The following is a 19,467-nucleotide window of genomic DNA, read 5'->3' as shown; positions in this document are numbered from 1 at the left end:
AGATGAGCGAGAGTAACTTTTCCACTGCCGATAAAGATTATATTCTGGCCGTGGAAAATTCTGTAACAGGCCGGTCCTGGGTAGCCCGACCGGCCGAACACAGGGTGATTCAGGCTATTTCGCAAAATCATGATCTTCCGGAAATTGTTGCCCGTGTCATCGCCGGCCGCGGCATTGATATTGATGAAGCACAGATTTTTCTTAATCCTACATTAAAGGAAACATTGCCTGATCCGTCACTATTCAAGGATATGGATAAGGGCTGCGTACGCATTGCCGATGCGATTATGAGCGAAGAGAAAATAGCCGTATTTGGCGATTATGATGTGGATGGGGCGACATCGTCGGCTCTCTTTAAACGTTTCTTCAAAGCAATCGGGCATGATGCGACCGTCTATATCCCTGATCGGATGAGTGAAGGCTATGGTCCGAACAAAAAAGCCCTGCTTGAACTTAAAGCTGCTGGCCATAAGCTGGTCATTACCGTTGACTGCGGTATTGTTTCATTTGACCCTTTAAAGACAGCGACCGAGGCAGGACTTGACGTTATCGTTGTTGATCATCATCAGGCAGAAGCGAAATTGCCGGATGCAGTGGCAATTATCAATCCAAACCGACTTGATGAAGAGCCAGGTTTTGGCCAGCTGGCCGCTGTCGGAGTAAGTTTTTTGACGATCGTCGGTATAAACCGGGAACTCAGAAACAGAGGCTGGTATGAGGAGAAGGGGATATCGGAACCCAACATTATTCAGTGGCTTGATTTGGTGGCCTTGGGGACAATATGCGATGTGGTTCCACTTGTCGGGCTTAATCGTGCTCTGGTTTCTCAGGGGCTTAAAATTATGGCAGAGAGACGCAATGTCGGCCTTAAAGCCTTAAGTGATATTGCAGGGATCAATGAAGTGCCCGGGACGTATCATGCCGGTTTCCTGCTTGGTCCCCGGGTCAATGCGGGTGGCCGTGTTGGTCGGTCTGAAGCAGGTAGCATACTGCTCAGCACAGACGATGAACTGGAAGCAGCAAGGATATCGCATGAGCTGAATATCTATAATGCAGAACGCCAGGCAATTGAATCCATGGTTCTTGAAGATGCCATGGTGCAGGTACAAAACAAAATCGGCGTCGGGGGGCTGGTGCCGCCTGTAATTATTGCGGCAAATGTTGGGTGGCATCCTGGGGTAATTGGCATCGTTGCCGGCCGTCTTAAAGAACATTTTAATCGACCGACGATTGTCATTGCCATTGATGAAAATGGTGAGGCAAAGGGATCAGCTAGGTCTATCATGGGTGTTGACATTGGGGCTGCCATTACGGCAGCAAGACAGGCTGAAATACTCAGCGCAGGGGGCGGACATTCCATGGCAGCGGGACTATCCATGAGAAGCGAAAAAATAGAAGTACTTGAACAGTTTTTATGTCATAGGCTTGGGTCGAAAGTCGATGAGGCCATGACGTCACTTTCCTTAAAGTTGGACGGAGTTTTAAGTCTCGGCTCAGTAAATTCAGAACTTGTCCATATGCTGGACCGGATCGGGCCCTATGGGCAGGGAAATGCCGGACCCCGCTTTGCTTTCCCGGATGTGTTTTTAAGCTATGTCGATATAGTCGGAAAAGATCATGTGAAATGCACTCTTAAAGGGGCTGATGGAAAAAGCGTTAAGGCAATGGCATTTCGTTGTGCCGATAAACCGCTTGGTCAGTTGCTGATAGAGTCACGGGGTAAAAAAATCAAAGTTGCCGGCACCATCCATAATAATCATTGGAATGGTCAGATAAGTGCCGAAATTTTCATTGAGGATGCAGCGATTTAGCGTTTAATTCTGCGGTTTTTCAAAAAAGCGTACTTTAAAATCAAAAAAGATATTGACCCGTGCCGCCGGAAACGTTAGAAACCACCCACACCGACTTTGACGGCCCCTTCGTCTAGCGGTTAGGACGCGGCCCTTTCACGGCTGAAACACGGGTTCGAGTCCCGTAGGGGTCACCATTTCTTCTTTTGATCTCACTTGCACTATTTATATCACTGTCTTAATTAAATTGACTGTCATATGGCTGTTAAAAATTCTTTTCAGAAAATCAACCAAACCGGAGGATTTTGAATTGCTTGCTACTGCCGGACCATTAAGTAACAAATATCTAAAGTTATTTATTTATTCATTTTGATCCGCCTCAATGACAAATGGCTGGCCTTTATTGTTAATACTTATTTAAGGCTGATACCCTAATATTTTTTAACATATTAAGAAATGATTCTTATATTGTAGAATTTGTCCTCGTTATGAGGTTGGGGTGGCAAAATGTTAGAACACGCTATTGAAAAAGCGGATTCTTTTGAATTTCATCATTTAAAAGATCATCTGATTAAAAGCTTGCATTGGCGATGATTGGCTTGAATGATCCATATACTGCAGCACATATCGAAGAAGTAGCCGACATTGTACAAAAAATAGGGACAAAGCTTGGTCTCGATCATGACAGGCTTGAGAATCTGACATTGGCAGGTTTTTTACATGATATAGGTAAGCAGGCAATACCCAGTTCCATTCTTTCAAAACCTACAAAATTAACAAATGAAGAATTTTCACTGGTAAAAACCCATGTTGATGTCGGTGTTCAGCTATTAAAATATGCAGAAGTTTCTCCGGAAATAATAAGGATTGTTGCAGAGCATCACGAAAGACTGGATGGCAGTGGTTATCCAAAAGGATTAAAAGGAAACCAGATATCGTTCGAAGGTCAAATTATCGGGGTTGCCGATGTGATATCGGCTGTTACCAGTAAAAGAACCTATCGTACGGCTGCTTCGAAAGAAGAAGTAACCAAATTACTACTGGATTCTTGTCCCCATAAATTTAATCGTGGGGTGGTTGATGCAGCTTTGGAATGTCTGGACAGCCTGTATTAGAATTATAGTTTATAATCAGACTTATTCTGGATATTTTTGCCGAAGCGCAATCTATTTTTAAACATCAATCTGAAGATTTTAGAAGACGCTCGCACCAGTCTTTATCTATTCCTCGGCTGTTTATTGTGAAGGATAGATTAATTAGATATTGCTTCTGACCACTGGTTAATGATTCCGGGTTATCCGAATAAAGTGTATTATAATGATCAAGATAATTCTGGCAGAGCACTCTGTCATCAAGATCGTCAAAATTATGTGATATCTGTCTTTCCCTAAATGAGTAGCCGAAGACTATTAAGAAAAATAAAAAACTAATAAAAAATTTTAATAGATGCATTTGATCTTTCCCCCAAAAAATTAATTAATCTATGAAAGCATTAATTTCATTAAAAAGCAAATTTGTCTACAAAGAGTTTGTTACAGTTAAAAGACAATTTGGTTATGAGATTATTATCTTTTTCAAAATTTCAATAAAATTATCTATCTCAACCTCGTCATTGTAATAGTGTAAGGATGTCCTAACCAGATTTGGTAAGTGATTTTTGGTTGCATCCAGCAATGTACTGCCAGGTTCGGAAACGCTGGTGTTTATGTGATGTTTTCTAAGGGCGTTCACAATATCGGCAGCCTTATGGTTTTTAACCCAGAATGTAACGATGGCACATTGATTTTTGCTTAATGTATGGGGAATGATATTTTTTATTTCAGTTAAACGATGACGCAGATAATCTGCCAGTTCATTATTACGCTGCCTGATATTTTCAAGACCTATATCAAGGGCATAATCAACGGCAACACCCAAACCAAGAACAGCTGCATAATTAAATTCCCAATTTTCAAATCTTTTTGCGTCATGTCGAAGTTCATATTCATGGTCACTTAGCCATTTGGCACTTTTTAAATCAATGATTGGCGGGTGGAGCTTTTCAATCACTGATTTTCTGGCATATAAAAATCCTATACCGCGGGGGCCGCGCAGATATTTTCGACTGGTGGCCGAGAGTAAATCACATCCTATCTCTTCGACGTCCAATGGCATCTGCCCGGCCGACTGGCAGGCATCGACCTGATAAAGAATATTATGTTTTTTTGCAATTTTGCCGAGGGCACAAATATTATTGACGAGCCCGCTGTTGGTGGGGACATGCGTTGCGGAGATCAGTTTTACTTTTTCATCAATCATCGCCTCAAGCATATCCAGCTTTAGGTCTCCATGTTCATCACTGGGAATAACATCAATGATGACACCTTTTGATCTGGCCATATGAAGATAGGCAAGGTAGTTGGAGGCATATTCCGCTTCTACGGTCAGTATTCTGTCACCGGGTTTAAAATCAATGGCATAAAATCCCATTGCCCATCCAACAGTGGCGTTTTCAACCAGTGCAATTTCATCCGAGCTGGCACTGATTAACTTGGCGACAGACTTATATACTTCATCTATCTGATCCTTTTTATCGGCCATTGCTTCATAGCCGCCGATAATAGCTTCCAGTTTCAGATGGGCTATTTGTGCATCAAGTACAGGTCTGGGCATGAGGGACGACCCTGCATTATTCAGATGGATAAAATTTTTTTTACCCGGCGTATCCGCAAATATTTTTTCTTTATTTAAAGTCATCGGATTATTTCCTCTGAAAATTGAACGGCACTAGAGCATAAAATTTCAGCTTTCTCAATTGAAATAATTACGTTAGCATAGCGAGAAATTTTAAAGGGGATATTTAAAATGATTAAGTCACTTCTTGCTTTATTGTTTTTTGTATGTGGGTTTGGGACAGCCTATACCAAGGAATTCCACTTTGTTGAAGCAACAATTGATGATATTCATCAGGCCCTGTCATCAGGGGAAATAACATGCCGCGATATTGTCTCCGGTTATCTGAATAGAATAAAATCCTATGATCAACAGACAAAGCTGAATGCCATCACAGTGATTAATCAAAAGGCTTTGGAAAAAGCGGATGAAATTGATAAAAAAATAAAAAATGGTGAAAAGCTTGGCCCTCTTTACTGCGCTCCCATGCTGATTAAAGATAATTATGATACCCACGACCTGCCAACAACTGGGGGCTCAATTGCCCTATTGAATAACTATCCGCCCGATGATGCGTTCATGGTAAGAAAATTACGGGAGGCTGATGCCATCGTTCTTGCCAAAACCAATATGGCAGAATGGGCGTTTAGTCCACGACAAACAAAAAGCTCCTCATTTGGGACCACGGCAAATGCTTATGATCTTACGCGAGTGCCCGCGGGGTCTAGCGGCGGGACGGCGTCTGGCACGGCGGCCAGTTTTGGGGTTGCCGGCATGGGAAGCGATACCGGTAACAGCATCCGGGGACCATCATCACATCTGGCATTATTCGGTATTCGCTCAACCATTGGCCTGACCAGCCGTGATGGGGTTATTCCACTTGCCTGGGACCGGGATATTGCCGGACCAATGACCAGAACGGTAAAAGACGGCGCTCAAGTTTTTAATGTGGTTGCAGGCTATGATCCTAACGATGCCATGACAGAACTTGGCAAAGGAAAACGTAAAGCCGATTACACAGCCTTCCTTAAAAAAAATGGACTTAAAGGAAAACGGATAGGGGTCCTTCGTTCGCTAGTCTTTACAGATGATGCAGACCCGGAAATTACGGCGCTTTTTATGAAAGCCGTGGATGATTTAAAAGCGGCTGGAGCAATTATCGTTGATCCATTTGAAATTACGAACCTCACTGAACACCGGGAAGCGCCAAATTTTTGCCGCCGCTTTCGCTACGATATGCATGAATATCTTAAATCACTGGGGGATAAGGCCCCGATTAAAGATGTTATAGAAGTATTGGAAACCGGGCAATATTCGCCTTATGTTAAAGGGGGGCTTGAGAATTTTGGGTCCGGTCCGCTTGATGTCCATCCAAGAGATGAAAATCCGCCTTGCCTCGAATACCCCAATCATCCGGGCAGAAATGCGTTTAAAGCCGACGTTATAAAATCGATGGATAAATATGATGTGGATGTGGTTATCTATCCATCCTGGACAAATCCGCCAGCCAAGCTTGAGCGCGCTGATGAAGATTATAAAGGTGATAACAGCCAGATAATTGCACCGGCAACCGGTCTGCCCGCAGCAACAATCCCTATGGGGTTTTCACATGGCAACCTTCCGGCTGGGCTTCAGATTTTGGCAAGGCCATTTCGTGAAGATGTCATATTTGAAGTTGCCTATTCTTATGAACAGGCGACCAAGCACAGAAAACCACCGAGCCTTTTTCCTGAACTTAAGAATAATGAAAAATAAATGTGAGTAAATAAATGAGCCAGAAATATAAAAGCGATATTGAAATCGCTCGCGATGCCACAGCAAAACCAGTAGAACAGATCGCAGCAAAAATTGGTATCCCGGCAGAAAAGCTTATCCGTTATGGTCATGATAAGGCAAAAGTAAGTCTGGATTATATTGAAAGCCTTAAGGATAAACCGGACGGTAAACTTATACTGGTCACAGCAATCACCCCTACACCGGCAGGCGAAGGAAAAACCACTACCACTGTTGGGCTGGGCGACGGGCTAAACCGGATTGGCAAAAAAGCAATGATCTGTATTCGGGAGCCATCACTCGGGCCATGCTTCGGAATGAAGGGAGGAGCGGCAGGGGGTGGCTATGCGCAGGTGATCCCTATGGAAGATATAAATCTCCATTTTACCGGAGATTTTCACGCAATCACCAGCGCCAATAACCTTTTGGCGGCAATGATCGATAATCATTATTACTGGGGAAACGCTACTGAACTGGATAATCGCCGTATCACCTGGCGGCGGGTGTTGGATATGAATGATCGCTCACTGCGTCAGGTAGCCACATCCCTTGGCGGTGTGGCAAACGGATTTCCACGTGAAGGGGGTTTTGACATCACCCCGGCGTCAGAAGTCATGGCAACGTTCTGCCTGGCAAGTGGTCTTGATGATCTTCGTCGCCGGATCGGACAAATCACCATTGGTCAGACGCGGGAAAGAAAAACAATCTATGCCCGTGATATTAAAGCCGATGGCCCGATGACGGTTCTGCTTAAAGATGCATTGCAGCCAAATCTGGTTCAGACTTTGGAACATAACCCCGCCTTCATTCATGGCGGCCCATTTGCCAATATTGCCCATGGCTGTAACACGGTTATGGCCACCAAAGCGGCCCTAAAAATGGCAGATTATGTGGTTACTGAAGCCGGGTTTGGGGCTGATCTGGGGGCAGAAAAGTTTTTTGATATCAAATGCCGCAAGGCTGGCCTTAAACCGGCTGCTGTTGTTCTTGTGGCAACGGTTCGCGCCCTTAAAATGCATGGCGGTGTCGGAAAAGATGATCTGGCAAAGGAAAATGTTGATGCGGTTATGAAAGGGCTTAAGAACCTTGAACGCCACGCGGAGAATATTAAAAAATATCATGTGGACAGTGTCGTCGGAATAAACCGCTTTCCAACTGATACTGATGCGGAAATAGCTGCTGTGGTTGAGGCATGTGCCAATGTCGGGATAAAAGCCGTAGAAAGTAGCCACTGGGCTAATGGCAGTGCCGGCAGTGCAGCACTGGCACAGGAGGTGGTTAATACCATAGAGCGCGGCAATTCAAACTTTCAGGTGCTTTATCCTGATAATTATGGATTGATGACCAAAATTGAAATTATTGCTAAGGAAATATACCGTGCGGATGAGGTCTTTGCTGATCAGAAAATTCGTAATCAGTTAAAGGATCTGGAAAAAGACGGTTTTGGCCATTTGCCTATCTGTATCGCCAAAACGCAATATAGTTTTTCGACCGATCCGTCTTTGAAAGGAGCGCCTAAAGGCTATGGTATCCCGATCCGCGAGGTCCGGCTTTCCAATGGGGCCGAATTTGTGCTGGTGGTGTGCGGTGAAATCATGACTATGCCGGGATTGCCGCGTGTGCCTGCGGCTGAGGCAATTGAAATTGATGAAAATGGATTTGTGCAGGGACTTTTCTAAAATTTGCAGCGTTTAATAATTTAGGCTTCTTAAAACTCATCGTTATTGATGATCCGATAGCTCTTGTCTGCATTAGGCCTTTATTCTATACATAAATAACAACAAAATTTGGGAGCAAAGCTTGCATAGTTACGCATGGATTAAAAAGGTTACAGTACTTATTGTGAGTGTCGCTATTTCACTAATTCCGGTAAACGCTGCCTTTGCAGCACGAAAGCAGTTTAATATCGGCACAGGCTTTGTTGGCAGTTCTATGCATTCTCTTGGAACGGTGCTCGCAAAGAATCTTCAGAAAAATATGCGGTTGCGGGTAACTGCCCGGCCATTTGTCGGGCCGAGTTCGTTTATACCGCTTATTAATGCGGGTGAGCTTGAAATGGGGCTTACGTCCATGGCGGGTATGGGGACAGCCTATAGAGGAATTGACACGGATGCCAATAAGGACATCCGGGTTGTTGCCAGACTTTTTGCTATGCCGTTTGCTTTCATTACTCGAAAGGATTCAGGCATTAAAAATATTGCTGACCTTAAGGGAAAAAAAGTCGTCTTGGATATTACGGCTGCCCAAGCAGTAAATACAATGGCCATTGCCATGCTGGAAGCAGCAGGGCTTGAACGTAAAGATGTAGTGGTCATTCCGGTTTCCGGTGTCGGGCAGGGCGTTGAAGCCGTTGTCGAGGGCAATGCAGATGCCACACCCGGAAGTGTGAGTATGTCAGCGGTCAGAAAAGCGGATGCCACCGTCGGGGTGCGCATTTTAAACCTTGCCAGCCCGGGGTATGAGCAAAGGCTTGAAAATTCTTCAGCACCGGGCCTGAGATCCTATGTAATTGAAGAGGGACTATATCCCGGTGTTGAAACCGAAACCCGAATTTTTGCTATGGATATGTATCTTTTGGTTCCAAAAGCATTGGACGATGAGGATGTGGTAAAAATTCTTGATGCATTGCATGCGAGCTGGCCGGAAATGCAAAAAGAGTATGGGGGATTTAAGGGTGTATCAACAGATGAATTTGTACATCCATCGCAAACGGTACCTTACCATAAAGCCGCTATCGACTATTATAAAAGCGGAAAGGGTACAGCCATTTGGGATGAGCAGGCAGAGCTCAGAAATCAGAAGCTTCTTGATGTCTGGAAATAATTTTTTTATTTTTTTTGTTTCATTAAATTTGTGATCAGTGAGCATTAGAGCATTTCTGCCAAAATTATGTTATTTTTATTAAATATATAAAACGGAGTCCTAAAAGCTTTGTTTTAAGGGCGCCTAATATGATAATTAATATTCTTAAAGTTCAATAAATGGTCAATTCGACTTTACCTTTGGTTAAGTTATGATATAACATCTCTAAAATACGAAAAATAGGTGGGTATAATGGTTAAATTTACTATAAATGGAAAATCACACACTTTTAATGGTGATGAAGAAATGCCACTCCTGTGGTATTTGCGTGATGAAGCAAAATTAACAGGAACAAAATTCGGCTGTGGAATTGCACAGTGTGGAGCTTGTACAGTGCACGTTAACGGACAGGCTCAACGTTCGTGTGTATTGCCGATGATGGCAGTTGAAGGTGAGGAAATTACCACCATTGAGGGAATTGGTGATGAAAATCGTCTTCATGCAGTACAGAAGGCCTGGATTGATGAAGACGTTTCCCAATGCGGTTACTGCCAAACCGGCCAGATTATGGCTGTGGTTTCTTTTCTGAAAGATTATCCAAATCCCACCGATCAGGATATAGATGAAAATCATACAAATCTTTGTCGTTGTGCCAGCTATATGAGGATAAGAAGAGCCATTCATCGAGCGTCCAGATATATAAGAGGGGAGATGTAAGATGGATAATTTCAACAGACGTCGCTTCCTTAAGGTTTCTGCTGCTGCCGGCGCACTCGTGATTAGTGCGCCAAATTTCAGTTTTGCGCAAGGGATGGGCAGGGAAAGATATAGAAACCTGGATACAAACCTTGGCTTTTATTTAAAAATTGATGCCGATAATAAAATTACCATCGGTTATTCTGTTCCAGATGACGGTACAGGCGTAAGCACAGCTTTGCCGATGCTGGTTGCTGAAGAACTTGATGTTGATTTTAAGACTGTCAATGTGGAAAAATTGCCGCCACTTTATAAAAAGGCAGATGGAGAAAACGGATACGATGATCAAACATATAAAGGGCAGCCTATCCATCAGTCCACGGGAGGTAGTCAGGCAATCCGTAGATCATATATCATGCTCCGTCAGGCTGGCGCAGAGGCCAGAGCCCGCCTTGTAAAGGCTGCTGCTCAGAAGTTGAGCGTTTCAGAAAGTGATCTTTCAACAGAAAATGGATTTGTGGTTCATGGCAGCAACCGTTTAAGTTACGGTTCGCTTGTTGATGCTGCTGCAAAAGTAACTTTAAGCAGCGAGCCAAAGCTAAAAGATTATGCCGACTATAAAATTATTGGTACTGACCAGCCACAGAAAGCTGCTTTGGATATAGCTTTGGGTAAGCCAATTTACTGTATGGATATGGAACTGCCGGGCATGCTCAATGCGGTAATAGCACGCTGTCCATACATTGATGGTGTCGTAAAGTCATATGATGATACCGCAGCCTTGAAAGTACCGGGGGTCAGAAAAGTAGTCAGAATTCACCGTATTCCTGAAGACCGCAATCAGCAGAAAATAATTTCTGATGGTGTTGCGGTTATTGCGGATAATCATTGGTCCGCCCTTAAAGGTCGCGACGCACTTGAAATTGAATGGGACGACAGCAAATGGGCCCATGCCGATGATGCCTGGTTAAACAGCGAATTTGACAGGATGGTTAAAAGCGGTAAGCGGGAAATTAAAATTGAGCATGGCGATTTCGATGCTGCATATGCGAAAGCTGATAAAAAGCTTGAGGTCGCTTATGAGCAGCCTTACTGGGCACACGCCACAATGGAAACGCCATGTGGTATTGCCGATGTAACCAATGATAAGATTACAGTTATCGCGGGGAACCAAACGGCAGTTCGGGTTATGAATGATCTGATGAAGGTATTCCCAGGTTATCGCCATGACCAGTTTGATGTTACCATTACGCGTCTTGGGTCTGGCTTCGGCCGCAAATTTATTGTTGATGCTGTGACCGAAGCGGCACTTTGCTCTAAAGCGGTTGGAAAACCTGTAAAGGTAATCTGGACCCGCGAAGATGACCTGGAACAGGATTTCTATAATCCAAAAGGTCGGCACGTTTTCCGTGGTGGACTGGATAAAAACGGTAAAATTATTGCCGCAAACTATCTTCATTGTTCTACGGACAATGATTTTGCCACACATGCGTTTCCAGCTCATAATATCCCTAATTACCGGGGCGAGGTAGTGCATAAGCAGGTTCTGCCAAGTGGCCCCTGGCGTGGTCCGACCGAAAATGTTGCCGGTTACGCTATGCAATCTTTTGTCGATGAGATGGCACATTTGGCCGGGAAAGACCCACTGGAATATCGGATTAATATGTTCCGTGAAACTGGTGATACACCACATCCCGGGTTCAGTAGTGATTTTATCCGTGCAGATCGCTTTATCAATATCCTGCAAATAGCGGCTAAGAATGCCGGCTGGGGTAAAAAACTGCCTAAAGGCCACGGTATGGGGGTTGCCAGCTTCATGACCTTTGGTGGTTATGCCGCTGCTGTGGTTGAGGTTAAAGTGGATGATGACGGAACTTTGACAATTATCAAAGCGTCAGGGGCATGTGATCCGGGTGTGGTGATCAACCCTCTTGGCTGCAAAGGTCAGATTGAGGGCGGTACGCTGGACGGCTTTAGTGCGGCACTTGGTCAGGAGATTAAAATTGATGGTGGTCGTGTTATTACCAATAATTTTGATACCTACCATATGGCGCGAATTGCTCAGTCCCCAACACAGTTTGATGCAGAGGTAGCCAAAAATAACATCGAACCACGCGGAATGGGTGAAATGGCGCTTCCGGCTGCAATCCCGGCCCTTTGTAATGCGATTTATGCAGCAAGTGGAGTAAGAATACGTAAATTACCGATCGCTGATCAGCTTAAATCAGCTATGAAAGGCTAATTTTAAAAAACTTAAAAGTCTATTTTAGTAGGGCGATAATTTTTATTATCGCCCTTATTATTTTTTATAAAGCTCATCCGGGCTTTTTAATACATTGGAAATGATTGTTGTTGTGCCGTCTTTTGCGACTTCCTCGAAGAAACAGCTATATCTTCCTGTGTGGCAAGCTACGCCGATTTGATCCACAAGAAGCAGAATAGTATCGCTGTCACAATCTATCCGAAAACTTCTTAACGTCTGAGTTTGTCCGGAGGTTTCACCCTTGCGCCATAATTTTTGTCTGGATCTTGAATAATAACAGACCTGACCCGTCTTTAAGGTTTCAATAATGGCTTCCGAATTCATCCATGCCATCATCAGAACTTCACGCGAGTCGTGAGCTTGTGCAATAACAGGGATCAGGCCATCATCATTAAATTGCAATCGGTTTATAAATTGCTCTAAAGAGTTGTTATTTTCCGTGCTTGTCATATTATTGTCCTGATGGGTTGATATTTTATAACAATCAGGGCAATATCATAATTCGGGGCTCTTTGGAATAGTAACGAGAGAGAAAAAATTGTTAAAACATAAACACAATCATGATGAATGCATTGAATCTGCATTGGAGGCAGCGCAGAAGATATGTGAGGAACGCGAAACAAGGTTTACGCCGCTAAGGCGTAGAGTGCTTGAATTGGTATGGAGTAAGCATCAGCCAATAACAGCATACGAGGTTCTTGATTTGCTAAGCGAGGGACAGAAAAGGGTAGCGCCACCAACAGTGTATCGTGCGCTTGATTTTCTTATTGAGGAAGGATTTGTTCACAGAATCGAATCGCTAAACGCCTTTGTCGGATGTAGTGATCCGGCACATAAACACCAGGGCCATTTTATGATTTGTACAAAATGCAGTAATGTTACGGAAATGAACGAGAAATCGTTACATGATGTCATTAAAAAAGCAGCAAAGGAAAATGGCTATACCTACGAAAATTCTATATTGGAAATCGCGGGTGTTTGTGAAAATTGTAGGAATTAGTGGGGATGAGCGTCAAATCTAGTCAACTACTAAGGCTAGAAAATGTGTGCAAAAGTTACAACAATAACCTTGTGCTTGAGGATGTTTCTTTTTCGGTTAGCCGGGGAGAGACAGTGACCCTGATCGGCCCTAATGGAGCCGGCAAAAGCACATTGATGAAAATCTCACTTGGCATTTTGGATGTAAGTTCAGGAGATGTGCACAGAGCCAAGAATATATCTATTGGATATATGCCGCAGAAGGTGATGATTGATGATGTTTTGCCCTTATGCATCAGGGATTTTTTATATCTCAGACCCAAAACCACCTATGATGACATTGAGCAAGTTCTGGAAACAGTCAGGCTTCCTCACATTGGAGATCAACCTATTCAAAGTGCGTCTGGCGGAGAAATGCAGCGTATTTTGCTGGCGAGAGCCTTGCTAGGAAAACCCGATTTATTAGTGCTGGATGAACCTGTTCAGGGAATCGATATCCTTGGGCAGCAGGAAATTTATGGATTGATTGCAGAAGTGCGGGACAAAACGAACTGTGGTGTCCTGATGATTTCCCATGATCTTCATCTTGTTATGGCTTCCACAGATCAGGTGCTTTGCCTGAACCGTCATATATGCTGTAGCGGTCCTCCGGAATTTGTGAGAAATGATCCTGAATATTATGCGTTGATGGGGCGCCCAATGGAAGGCGTTGCCATATATACACACCATCATAGCGAGGGTCATGATCACCAATATCATAGCCATAAACCTGCTAGGGATAATCACGATCATGATTGATCAGTTTATAATCAATGCATTGATTGCGGGTGTAATGGTTGCGGCGATAGCCGGACCATTAGGATGCTTCATGGTGTGGCGGAAAATGGCTTATTTTGGTGATACAATTGCCCATTCTGCCCTTATGGGGGTCGCTTTGGGGATTGCCTTTGATAGCGAAAATCCGGTCATTATGATAGGTACCTGTTCCGCTGTTGCCATGCTCCTTCTGTTTTTACAAAGGGACAGACGGTTTTCGTCAGATACATTACTGGGTATTCTCGCACATAGTGCCTTATCAATTGGGATGATTGTTATTTCAATGATGGACCGCTTCCGAACAGATATGATGTATTATCTTGTTGGCCAAATTCTCGCCATCGGAACTGATGATCTCTATACAATTGGTGGTGTTGTCGTGTTATCCGCTATTATACTTTATTTAATCTGGCGCCCATTGCTTTCAATTACGGTGCATGAAGATCTGGCCAGAATTGAAGGGGTCAAAGTAGATCAAATTAAAATTGCCTATATGTTACTTATCGCTTTTGTGGTTGCAGTGGCTCTAAAGGTAATAGGTGTTCTGCTCATCACAGCTTTAATGATCATTCCCGCAGCTGCAGCAAGAACAATGGCAAAAACCCCGTTACAGATGATTATTATATCTTCAGTTTGTGGAATAATATCCGTCATAACTGGTATCAGCATTTCAAACATGTGGGATGTACCGACAGGGCCAGCAATTGTTCTAAGCGCTACCGTACTGTTTTTATGCGGGCGCTTTTTTATCCGGGCAAGAGCATAAATTTAAATATTTTGTTATAAGGCGCTGTTGAAATGCTTGAACGCCTGATCAAGGTCCTCTATTAAATCATCAGCATCTTCAAGGCCAACATGTAAGCGGATGAGCGGGCCATAATGATCCCAGTTATTGCCAACTCTTTCATTCTTTAAATTATAAAGGCTCATGACCAGACTTTCAAAGCCGCCCCAGCTATATCCCATTTTAAACAGGTTGAGGTTATCGAGAAAGGCTTCTACGGCTGCATCATTGCCTTGTTTAAGAGTGAATGAAAAAAGACCGTTTGATCCTTTAAAATCCCGTTTCCATATTTCGTGACCAGGACAGTCGCTAAAGGCCGGATGAAGCACGAGATCAACTTCATTTCTTGATTTTAGCCAGTGGGCAATTTTTAAAGCACTCGCTTCATGCTGTTTTATTCTGGCGTTAATGGTTCTGATGCCCCTAAGCGCAAGGTTTATATCGTCAGGGGCTGCGGTATAGCCCATAAAAAAGCTGTTGTCATAAAGCTGTGGCCAGTATTTTTCTGAAGTTGTAATGGTTCCCAGCATGGCATCGGAATGCCCGACAATATATTTCGTTGCCGCCTGAATGGAAATATCCACCCCATGTTCATAAGGGCTAAAATTAACAAGATTGCCATAAGTATTATCGAGCATCACAATAATATTTTTGGCATGCGCTACCTTTGAAATAGCCGGAATATCCTGAATTTCCATTGTTACCGAACCAGGGGACTCACAGAAAATCACTTTTGTATTTTCACGAATTAGGCTTTCTATACCACCACCGATTAAAGGATCATAATAGGTGGTTTCGATACCCATTCTTTTTAATACCGTGTTGCAGAGTACTCTTGTCGGTCCATAAGCGGTATCGACCATCAATAAATGATCGCCACTGCTTAAAAATGACATTAGTGCTGCATTAATAGCGGCAAGACCGGATGGATATATTAGGCAATCATGCCCGCCTTCAAGCTCTGCCATGGCATCGCGAAAGGCAAAATGAGTTGGCGTGCCGCGACGACCGTAATACATAATTTTATTCTTAAAATTTTTGAGGGCATATTTTAAATCATCGACTGTTTCATGAATAATGGTTGATGTGTGATAAACGGGCGGGTTAACCGCCTGACCGGTCCACTTTTTATTGCGGCCACTATGGGCAATTTTTGTATCTTTTTTCATTGTAGTTTTTCCACAGGAGTATCATTTCTTGTGCCCCATTCGGCCCATGATCCATCATAAAGCGCCCCATCCTTATGACCAATCTGGTCAAGGGCAAAAAGCAGAACACAGGCTGTAATACCGCTGCCGCAAGATGTGACGATAGGTTTGTTCAAATCAACGCCATTTTCGACAAATATTTTTTTTAGTTCATCTCTACCTTTATAGATTCCGTCTTCACTCAGAAGTTCATTAAAAGGAACACTAAAACTACCGGGAATATGACCTGACCGTGACTCTGGCCTTGGTTCTGGGGCTGTTCCTAAGAACCGTCCTCTTGAACGTGCATCAACAAGCTGTTCTTTATTGCTTTCAATATTGGCTTTAATCTGATCTAGATTGCGGATTTTATTTTCATCTTTATTGGCCTGATAATGGCTGCTTGAAAATGTTGGAATATCTGACTGAGTGGGACGCCCTTCCTTGCACCATTTTTTAAATCCACCATCAAGGATTGATATATTTTCATGACCGAAATTTTTAAACATAAACCAGGCTCGGGCCGCAGAATTAAAATCGCTGTTATCATAAACAACGATATGATTTCTGTTGGAGATACCCATTTTTCTGACCCGGCTGGACATTTTCTCATTGCTTGGCATCATGTGGGGGAGAGGGATGTCAGTGTCAGCGATTTCATCAATATCAAAATATAATGCGCCTGGTATATGACTTTGTGCATATTCTGCCTTGGCATTATTTTCTGAATTTGGAAGATACCAGGTCGCATCAAGTATTCTAATATTTGGATCACTCATATTTTCAGCAAGCCATTCTGTTGTTACGAGTGAAGATGTTCCGGGCATTTTTTGGGATCCATTTAGTTTATATAAAAATTGAAGATAAGTTTATTCATGACACAGGTCAACAAGGTGAATTGATGATTATTGAACTTTTTCCCTAGGCAGATGACAATCGGTCATTATTATATTATATGATGGTATTTTAGCATTGAAAGAAGACTTATGAGTAAAGAAATTTATGACGGGTTATCCCAATTGGGCGGATCAACAAAGTTGCCTGAAAATCCGGATCAGGCGATTTTGGAAAAAGTTCCCAATCCGAGACCGGCATCTCCATATTTTGTCCGTTTCACTTGTCCGGAATTTACATCTTTATGTCCGGTGACCGGGCAGCCTGACTTTGCCCATATTGTCATTGATTATGTGCCGGAAAAATATCTGGTCGAAAGTAAATCACTGAAACTTTATCTTCATTCTTTTCGAAATCATGCAGGGTTTCATGAGGATTGTACGGTTGGAATTGCAGAACGTCTGGTTGATGAATTAAAACCCGTCTGGCTGCGAATAGGGGGGTACTGGTACCCAAGGGGTGGTATCCCTATTGATGTCTTCTATCAGACTGGGAAGCCACCGGAAAATCTTTGGATTCCGGATCAGGATGTGCCAGGGTACAGAGGGCGCGGATAGCCCTTTAAAAAATTTATATTTCAAAAAAAAAGGAGGCCGCGGCCTCCTTTTCCATTTTAATATAAGTTCTGTTATTTCCCGAAAATTATTTCCGGTAGCCAGGTAACCAGTCCTTCAAAGTTATAAAGGATTACCAGGGCAATAACCTGAATAAGAATATAGGGAACGACTCCCTTATAAATATCAGTTGTTTTTACCTTATCTTCCGGGGCGACACCACGCAGATAGAAAAGCGCATATCCAAATGGCGGTGTCAGGAACGATGTTTGCAGGTTCATGGCCATCATAATGCCCAGCCAGATAGGATTAATATCCATCAGGAAGAGGACCGGGGCCACAATCGGAACCACCACGAAAACGATCTGAATGAAGTCAAGGAAGAAGCCAAGAGCAAACATCACCAGCATAACGACAAGGAATGCGCCCAAACGTCCACCAGGCAGATTGGTGAGGAATTCCGTAATATAATAGTCACCATTAAATCCAAGGAAAATCAGGGTGAACAATGCAGCGCCAACCATTATGATAAAGATCATTGAACTGATTTTAGAAGTCATCTGCATAACTTCATGGATTACTCTGGTGCGGTAAACCCTCATAAAGCATTCAAAGACACCCCAAAAGAGAGCAATCACAAGAGGAATGGAAAGGCCAAAGGCAATATAATCCATGAAAGCAATTTTTTCACGTCCCATCCTAAGATCAAACACACCACCTAAAATAACAAGTATGACTATTGAAGATGCGGCGACAATTACCGGCAAAGGTTTTGACTTATTATTCTTATATCCAGCCATTATGATCGCACCAATTGCACCTAAAGCCGCAGCTTCAGTCGGTGTTGCAATACCGGCAAGAATGGATCCAAGCACGGCCACAACCAGAATGATTGGCGGAAGAAATGCTGCCAAAACCGGCTTAAGATCTATTTTCTCGCTTTTCTCAATGACTGGTGGGCATGTACTTGGCAAAAAGATAGCAAGTGAAACTTGGTAAATAATATAGAGAAGCACAAGGCCCAGGCCAGGAATTAGTGCCCCAGCAAACAAATCACCAACCGATAATGGTGTAGGAGAAAAGTTTCCAATAGATAACTGTGACGATTGCCATGCTGAGGATAACTGATCACCTAGAAGGACCAGTACGATTGATGGCGGAATAATTTGTCCTAGCGTTCCTGAAGCGGCAATGCCGCCGGTTGCCACAGCTGGACTATATCCCTTGTTTAACATTGTCGGCAGAGCCATAAGGCCCATAATAACAACTGTTGCACCAACAATACCGGTAGATGCAGCCAGAAGGGCCCCTACGATTGTTACGGAAATCGCCAGGCCGCCTTTAAGCCGTCCCATCAATTTCCCCATACTTTCAAGCAGGTCTTCAGCAATTTGTGACCTTTCAAGCATAACCCCCATAAATACGAAGAGGGGGACCGCCATCATCACAACATTTGTCATCGTTCCGTAAATTCTTTGCGGCACACCGCCAAGAATAGAGAAATGAAATATTCCCATTGCATAACCGAGGCCACCAAAAATGAGTGAAATACCAGGCAGAGTGAAGGCAACCGGGTAGCCGAGAAGCAGGGCTCCACAGGCCAAAGCAAACATAACACTGCAAAGCAGTAAGTCCAGTGGCATGCCAAAAAATTCGCTTAACCAGATTCCGATGAGTACGAAATCAATATGAACCCCAATTAGTGATAAATCTAATATCATTAGATGCCCTCCCCGAGTTCTTCTTCCACGAGATGTTCATATCCGAATATGACGAGAAGAGAATGTAATGAGATAGAAACACCTTGTAAGAATGTACTTCCCACAAACAATAAGATCATTGTTTTTAATATATAGACAATTTGAAGACCACTGGTCTCAATTGACCCTTCACTAATTTTCCATGACTGCATAACGAATGGCCACGCGTAATAACCGATACATATGAGGACCGGGAATAAAATGATCAGAGCACCAAATAAATTTATGTAGGCCTTTCTTTTCTCATCCATTTTACTATAGAAAATATCAACACGTACATGACCGTTATGAAGAAGAGTATAACCGGCTGCCCCCAGAAAAACTAAAGAATGCATGTAGGTCAGACTTTCCTGCACAGCAATAACCCCTTCACTGTAAAGGTAGTTAAATAATACAATTCCAAACTGCACGAGTACGAGCGTAAGCGCTGCCCAAGAGACGATCTGCCCTATTTTTTCATTTACGGCATCAATAGCGCGGGCAGTAATTGCAATTCCTTCCATTGGATTTTGCTCCCG

17 protein-coding genes and 1 tRNA gene are annotated in these 19,467 nt (G+C 43.3%); 12 read left to right on the top strand and 6 right to left on the bottom strand.

Features of this window, described 5'->3' with window-relative positions:
• Positions 1-2: 2 nt before the first annotated feature.
• From recJ to R3D86_03195, 3 genes are all read left to right on the top strand, one after another.
• Positions 3-1,811 (top strand): single-stranded-DNA-specific exonuclease RecJ, encoded by a 1,809-nt coding sequence (gene recJ, locus R3D86_03205; protein ID MEZ5757210.1) that lies wholly within the window; start codon positions 3-5, stop codon positions 1,809-1,811.
• 101 nt (positions 1,812-1,912) lie between these two features.
• Positions 1,913-1,987: transfer RNA gene (locus tag R3D86_03200), tRNA-Glu, on the top strand.
• A 393-nt stretch (positions 1,988-2,380) separates the two neighbouring features.
• Positions 2,381-2,905 carry an HD-GYP domain-containing protein gene (locus tag R3D86_03195; GenBank protein ID MEZ5757209.1) on the top strand — a complete coding sequence of 175 codons (525 nt, stop codon included), beginning with the start codon at positions 2,381-2,383 and terminating at the stop codon, positions 2,903-2,905.
• A gap of 439 nt (positions 2,906-3,344) precedes the next feature.
• On the opposite strand, the gene R3D86_03190 is transcribed toward R3D86_03195, so the two are convergent.
• Entirely contained in the window at positions 3,345-4,526 is a 1,182-nt protein-coding gene (locus tag R3D86_03190; protein MEZ5757208.1) for an aminotransferase class V-fold PLP-dependent enzyme, read from the bottom strand.
• A gap of 108 nt (positions 4,527-4,634) precedes the next feature.
• Here R3D86_03190 and R3D86_03185 point away from each other — a divergent pair, with 108 nt between their 5' ends.
• From R3D86_03185 to R3D86_03165, 5 genes are all read left to right on the top strand, one after another.
• Positions 4,635-6,197: an amidase gene (locus R3D86_03185; protein ID MEZ5757207.1), complete on the top strand. Its 1,563-nt coding sequence runs from the start codon at positions 4,635-4,637 to the stop codon at positions 6,195-6,197.
• Between the two features lie 14 nt (positions 6,198-6,211).
• Complete coding sequence (locus tag R3D86_03180) at positions 6,212-7,894, top strand: formate--tetrahydrofolate ligase (protein MEZ5757206.1); 1,683 nt, start codon at positions 6,212-6,214, stop codon at positions 7,892-7,894.
• Positions 7,895-8,015: 121 nt separating this feature from the next.
• Positions 8,016-9,038 carry a TAXI family TRAP transporter solute-binding subunit gene (locus tag R3D86_03175; protein ID MEZ5757205.1) on the top strand — a complete coding sequence of 341 codons (1,023 nt, stop codon included), beginning with the start codon at positions 8,016-8,018 and terminating at the stop codon, positions 9,036-9,038.
• A gap of 231 nt (positions 9,039-9,269) precedes the next feature.
• Complete coding sequence (locus tag R3D86_03170) at positions 9,270-9,734, top strand: (2Fe-2S)-binding protein (GenBank protein ID MEZ5757204.1); 465 nt, start codon at positions 9,270-9,272, stop codon at positions 9,732-9,734.
• A gap of 1 nt (position 9,735) precedes the next feature.
• On the top strand, positions 9,736-11,955 hold the full coding sequence (locus R3D86_03165; protein ID MEZ5757203.1) for a molybdopterin cofactor-binding domain-containing protein: 2,220 nt from the start codon (positions 9,736-9,738) through the stop codon (positions 11,953-11,955).
• 57 nt (positions 11,956-12,012) lie between these two features.
• On the opposite strand, the gene hisI is transcribed toward R3D86_03165, so the two are convergent.
• Positions 12,013-12,426 carry a phosphoribosyl-AMP cyclohydrolase gene (hisI, locus tag R3D86_03160; GenBank protein ID MEZ5757202.1) on the bottom strand — a complete coding sequence of 138 codons (414 nt, stop codon included), beginning with the start codon at positions 12,424-12,426 and terminating at the stop codon, positions 12,013-12,015.
• Positions 12,427-12,514: 88 nt separating this feature from the next.
• On the opposite strand from hisI, the gene R3D86_03155 reads away from it, so the two are divergent.
• Genes R3D86_03155 through R3D86_03145 form a run of 3 tightly spaced genes read left to right on the top strand, consistent with a single transcriptional unit; the run spans position 12,515 to position 14,536 of the window.
• Positions 12,515-12,976 carry a transcriptional repressor gene (locus tag R3D86_03155; GenBank protein MEZ5757201.1) on the top strand — a complete coding sequence of 154 codons (462 nt, stop codon included), beginning with the start codon at positions 12,515-12,517 and terminating at the stop codon, positions 12,974-12,976.
• A gap of 5 nt (positions 12,977-12,981) precedes the next feature.
• On the top strand, positions 12,982-13,752 hold the full coding sequence (locus R3D86_03150; protein MEZ5757200.1) for an ATP-binding cassette domain-containing protein: 771 nt from the start codon (positions 12,982-12,984) through the stop codon (positions 13,750-13,752).
• The gene (locus tag R3D86_03145) at positions 13,697-14,536 is read left to right on the top strand and encodes an iron chelate uptake ABC transporter family permease subunit (protein MEZ5757199.1); all 840 of its coding nucleotides are present in this window, start codon (positions 13,697-13,699) and stop codon (positions 14,534-14,536) included. The genes R3D86_03150 and R3D86_03145 overlap by 56 nt, the downstream gene beginning before the upstream one ends.
• A gap of 14 nt (positions 14,537-14,550) precedes the next feature.
• Here R3D86_03145 and metC read toward each other — a convergent pair whose 3' ends face one another.
• Entirely contained in the window at positions 14,551-15,723 is a 1,173-nt protein-coding gene (gene metC, locus R3D86_03140) for a cystathionine beta-lyase (protein ID MEZ5757198.1), read from the bottom strand.
• Positions 15,720-16,568, bottom strand: a complete 849-nt coding sequence (gene sseA / locus R3D86_03135; protein ID MEZ5757197.1) for a 3-mercaptopyruvate sulfurtransferase — start codon at positions 16,566-16,568, stop codon at positions 15,720-15,722. Before sseA ends, metC begins: the two co-directional genes overlap by 4 nt.
• A gap of 159 nt (positions 16,569-16,727) precedes the next feature.
• On the opposite strand from sseA, the gene queF reads away from it, so the two are divergent.
• Entirely contained in the window at positions 16,728-17,192 is a 465-nt protein-coding gene (queF, locus tag R3D86_03130) for a preQ(1) synthase (protein ID MEZ5757196.1), read from the top strand.
• 71 nt (positions 17,193-17,263) lie between these two features.
• Here queF and R3D86_03125 read toward each other — a convergent pair whose 3' ends face one another.
• Together R3D86_03125 and R3D86_03120 are read right to left on the bottom strand one after the other, a co-directional pair.
• Positions 17,264-18,910, bottom strand: a complete 1,647-nt coding sequence (locus tag R3D86_03125; protein MEZ5757195.1) for a TRAP transporter large permease subunit — start codon at positions 18,908-18,910, stop codon at positions 17,264-17,266.
• A complete protein-coding gene (locus tag R3D86_03120) occupies positions 18,910-19,452 on the bottom strand; it encodes a TRAP transporter small permease subunit (GenBank protein ID MEZ5757194.1) in 543 nt (180 codons plus the stop codon). The genes R3D86_03125 and R3D86_03120 overlap by 1 nt, the downstream gene beginning before the upstream one ends.
• Positions 19,453-19,467 lie beyond the last annotated feature (15 nt).

This window comes from Emcibacteraceae bacterium (assembly GCA_041396985.1).
GTDB lineage: Bacteria > Pseudomonadota > Alphaproteobacteria > Sphingomonadales > Emcibacteraceae > Pseudemcibacter.
Note: the sequence above shows the minus strand (reverse complement) of the source record. Positions and strands in the feature narration are given on the sequence as shown.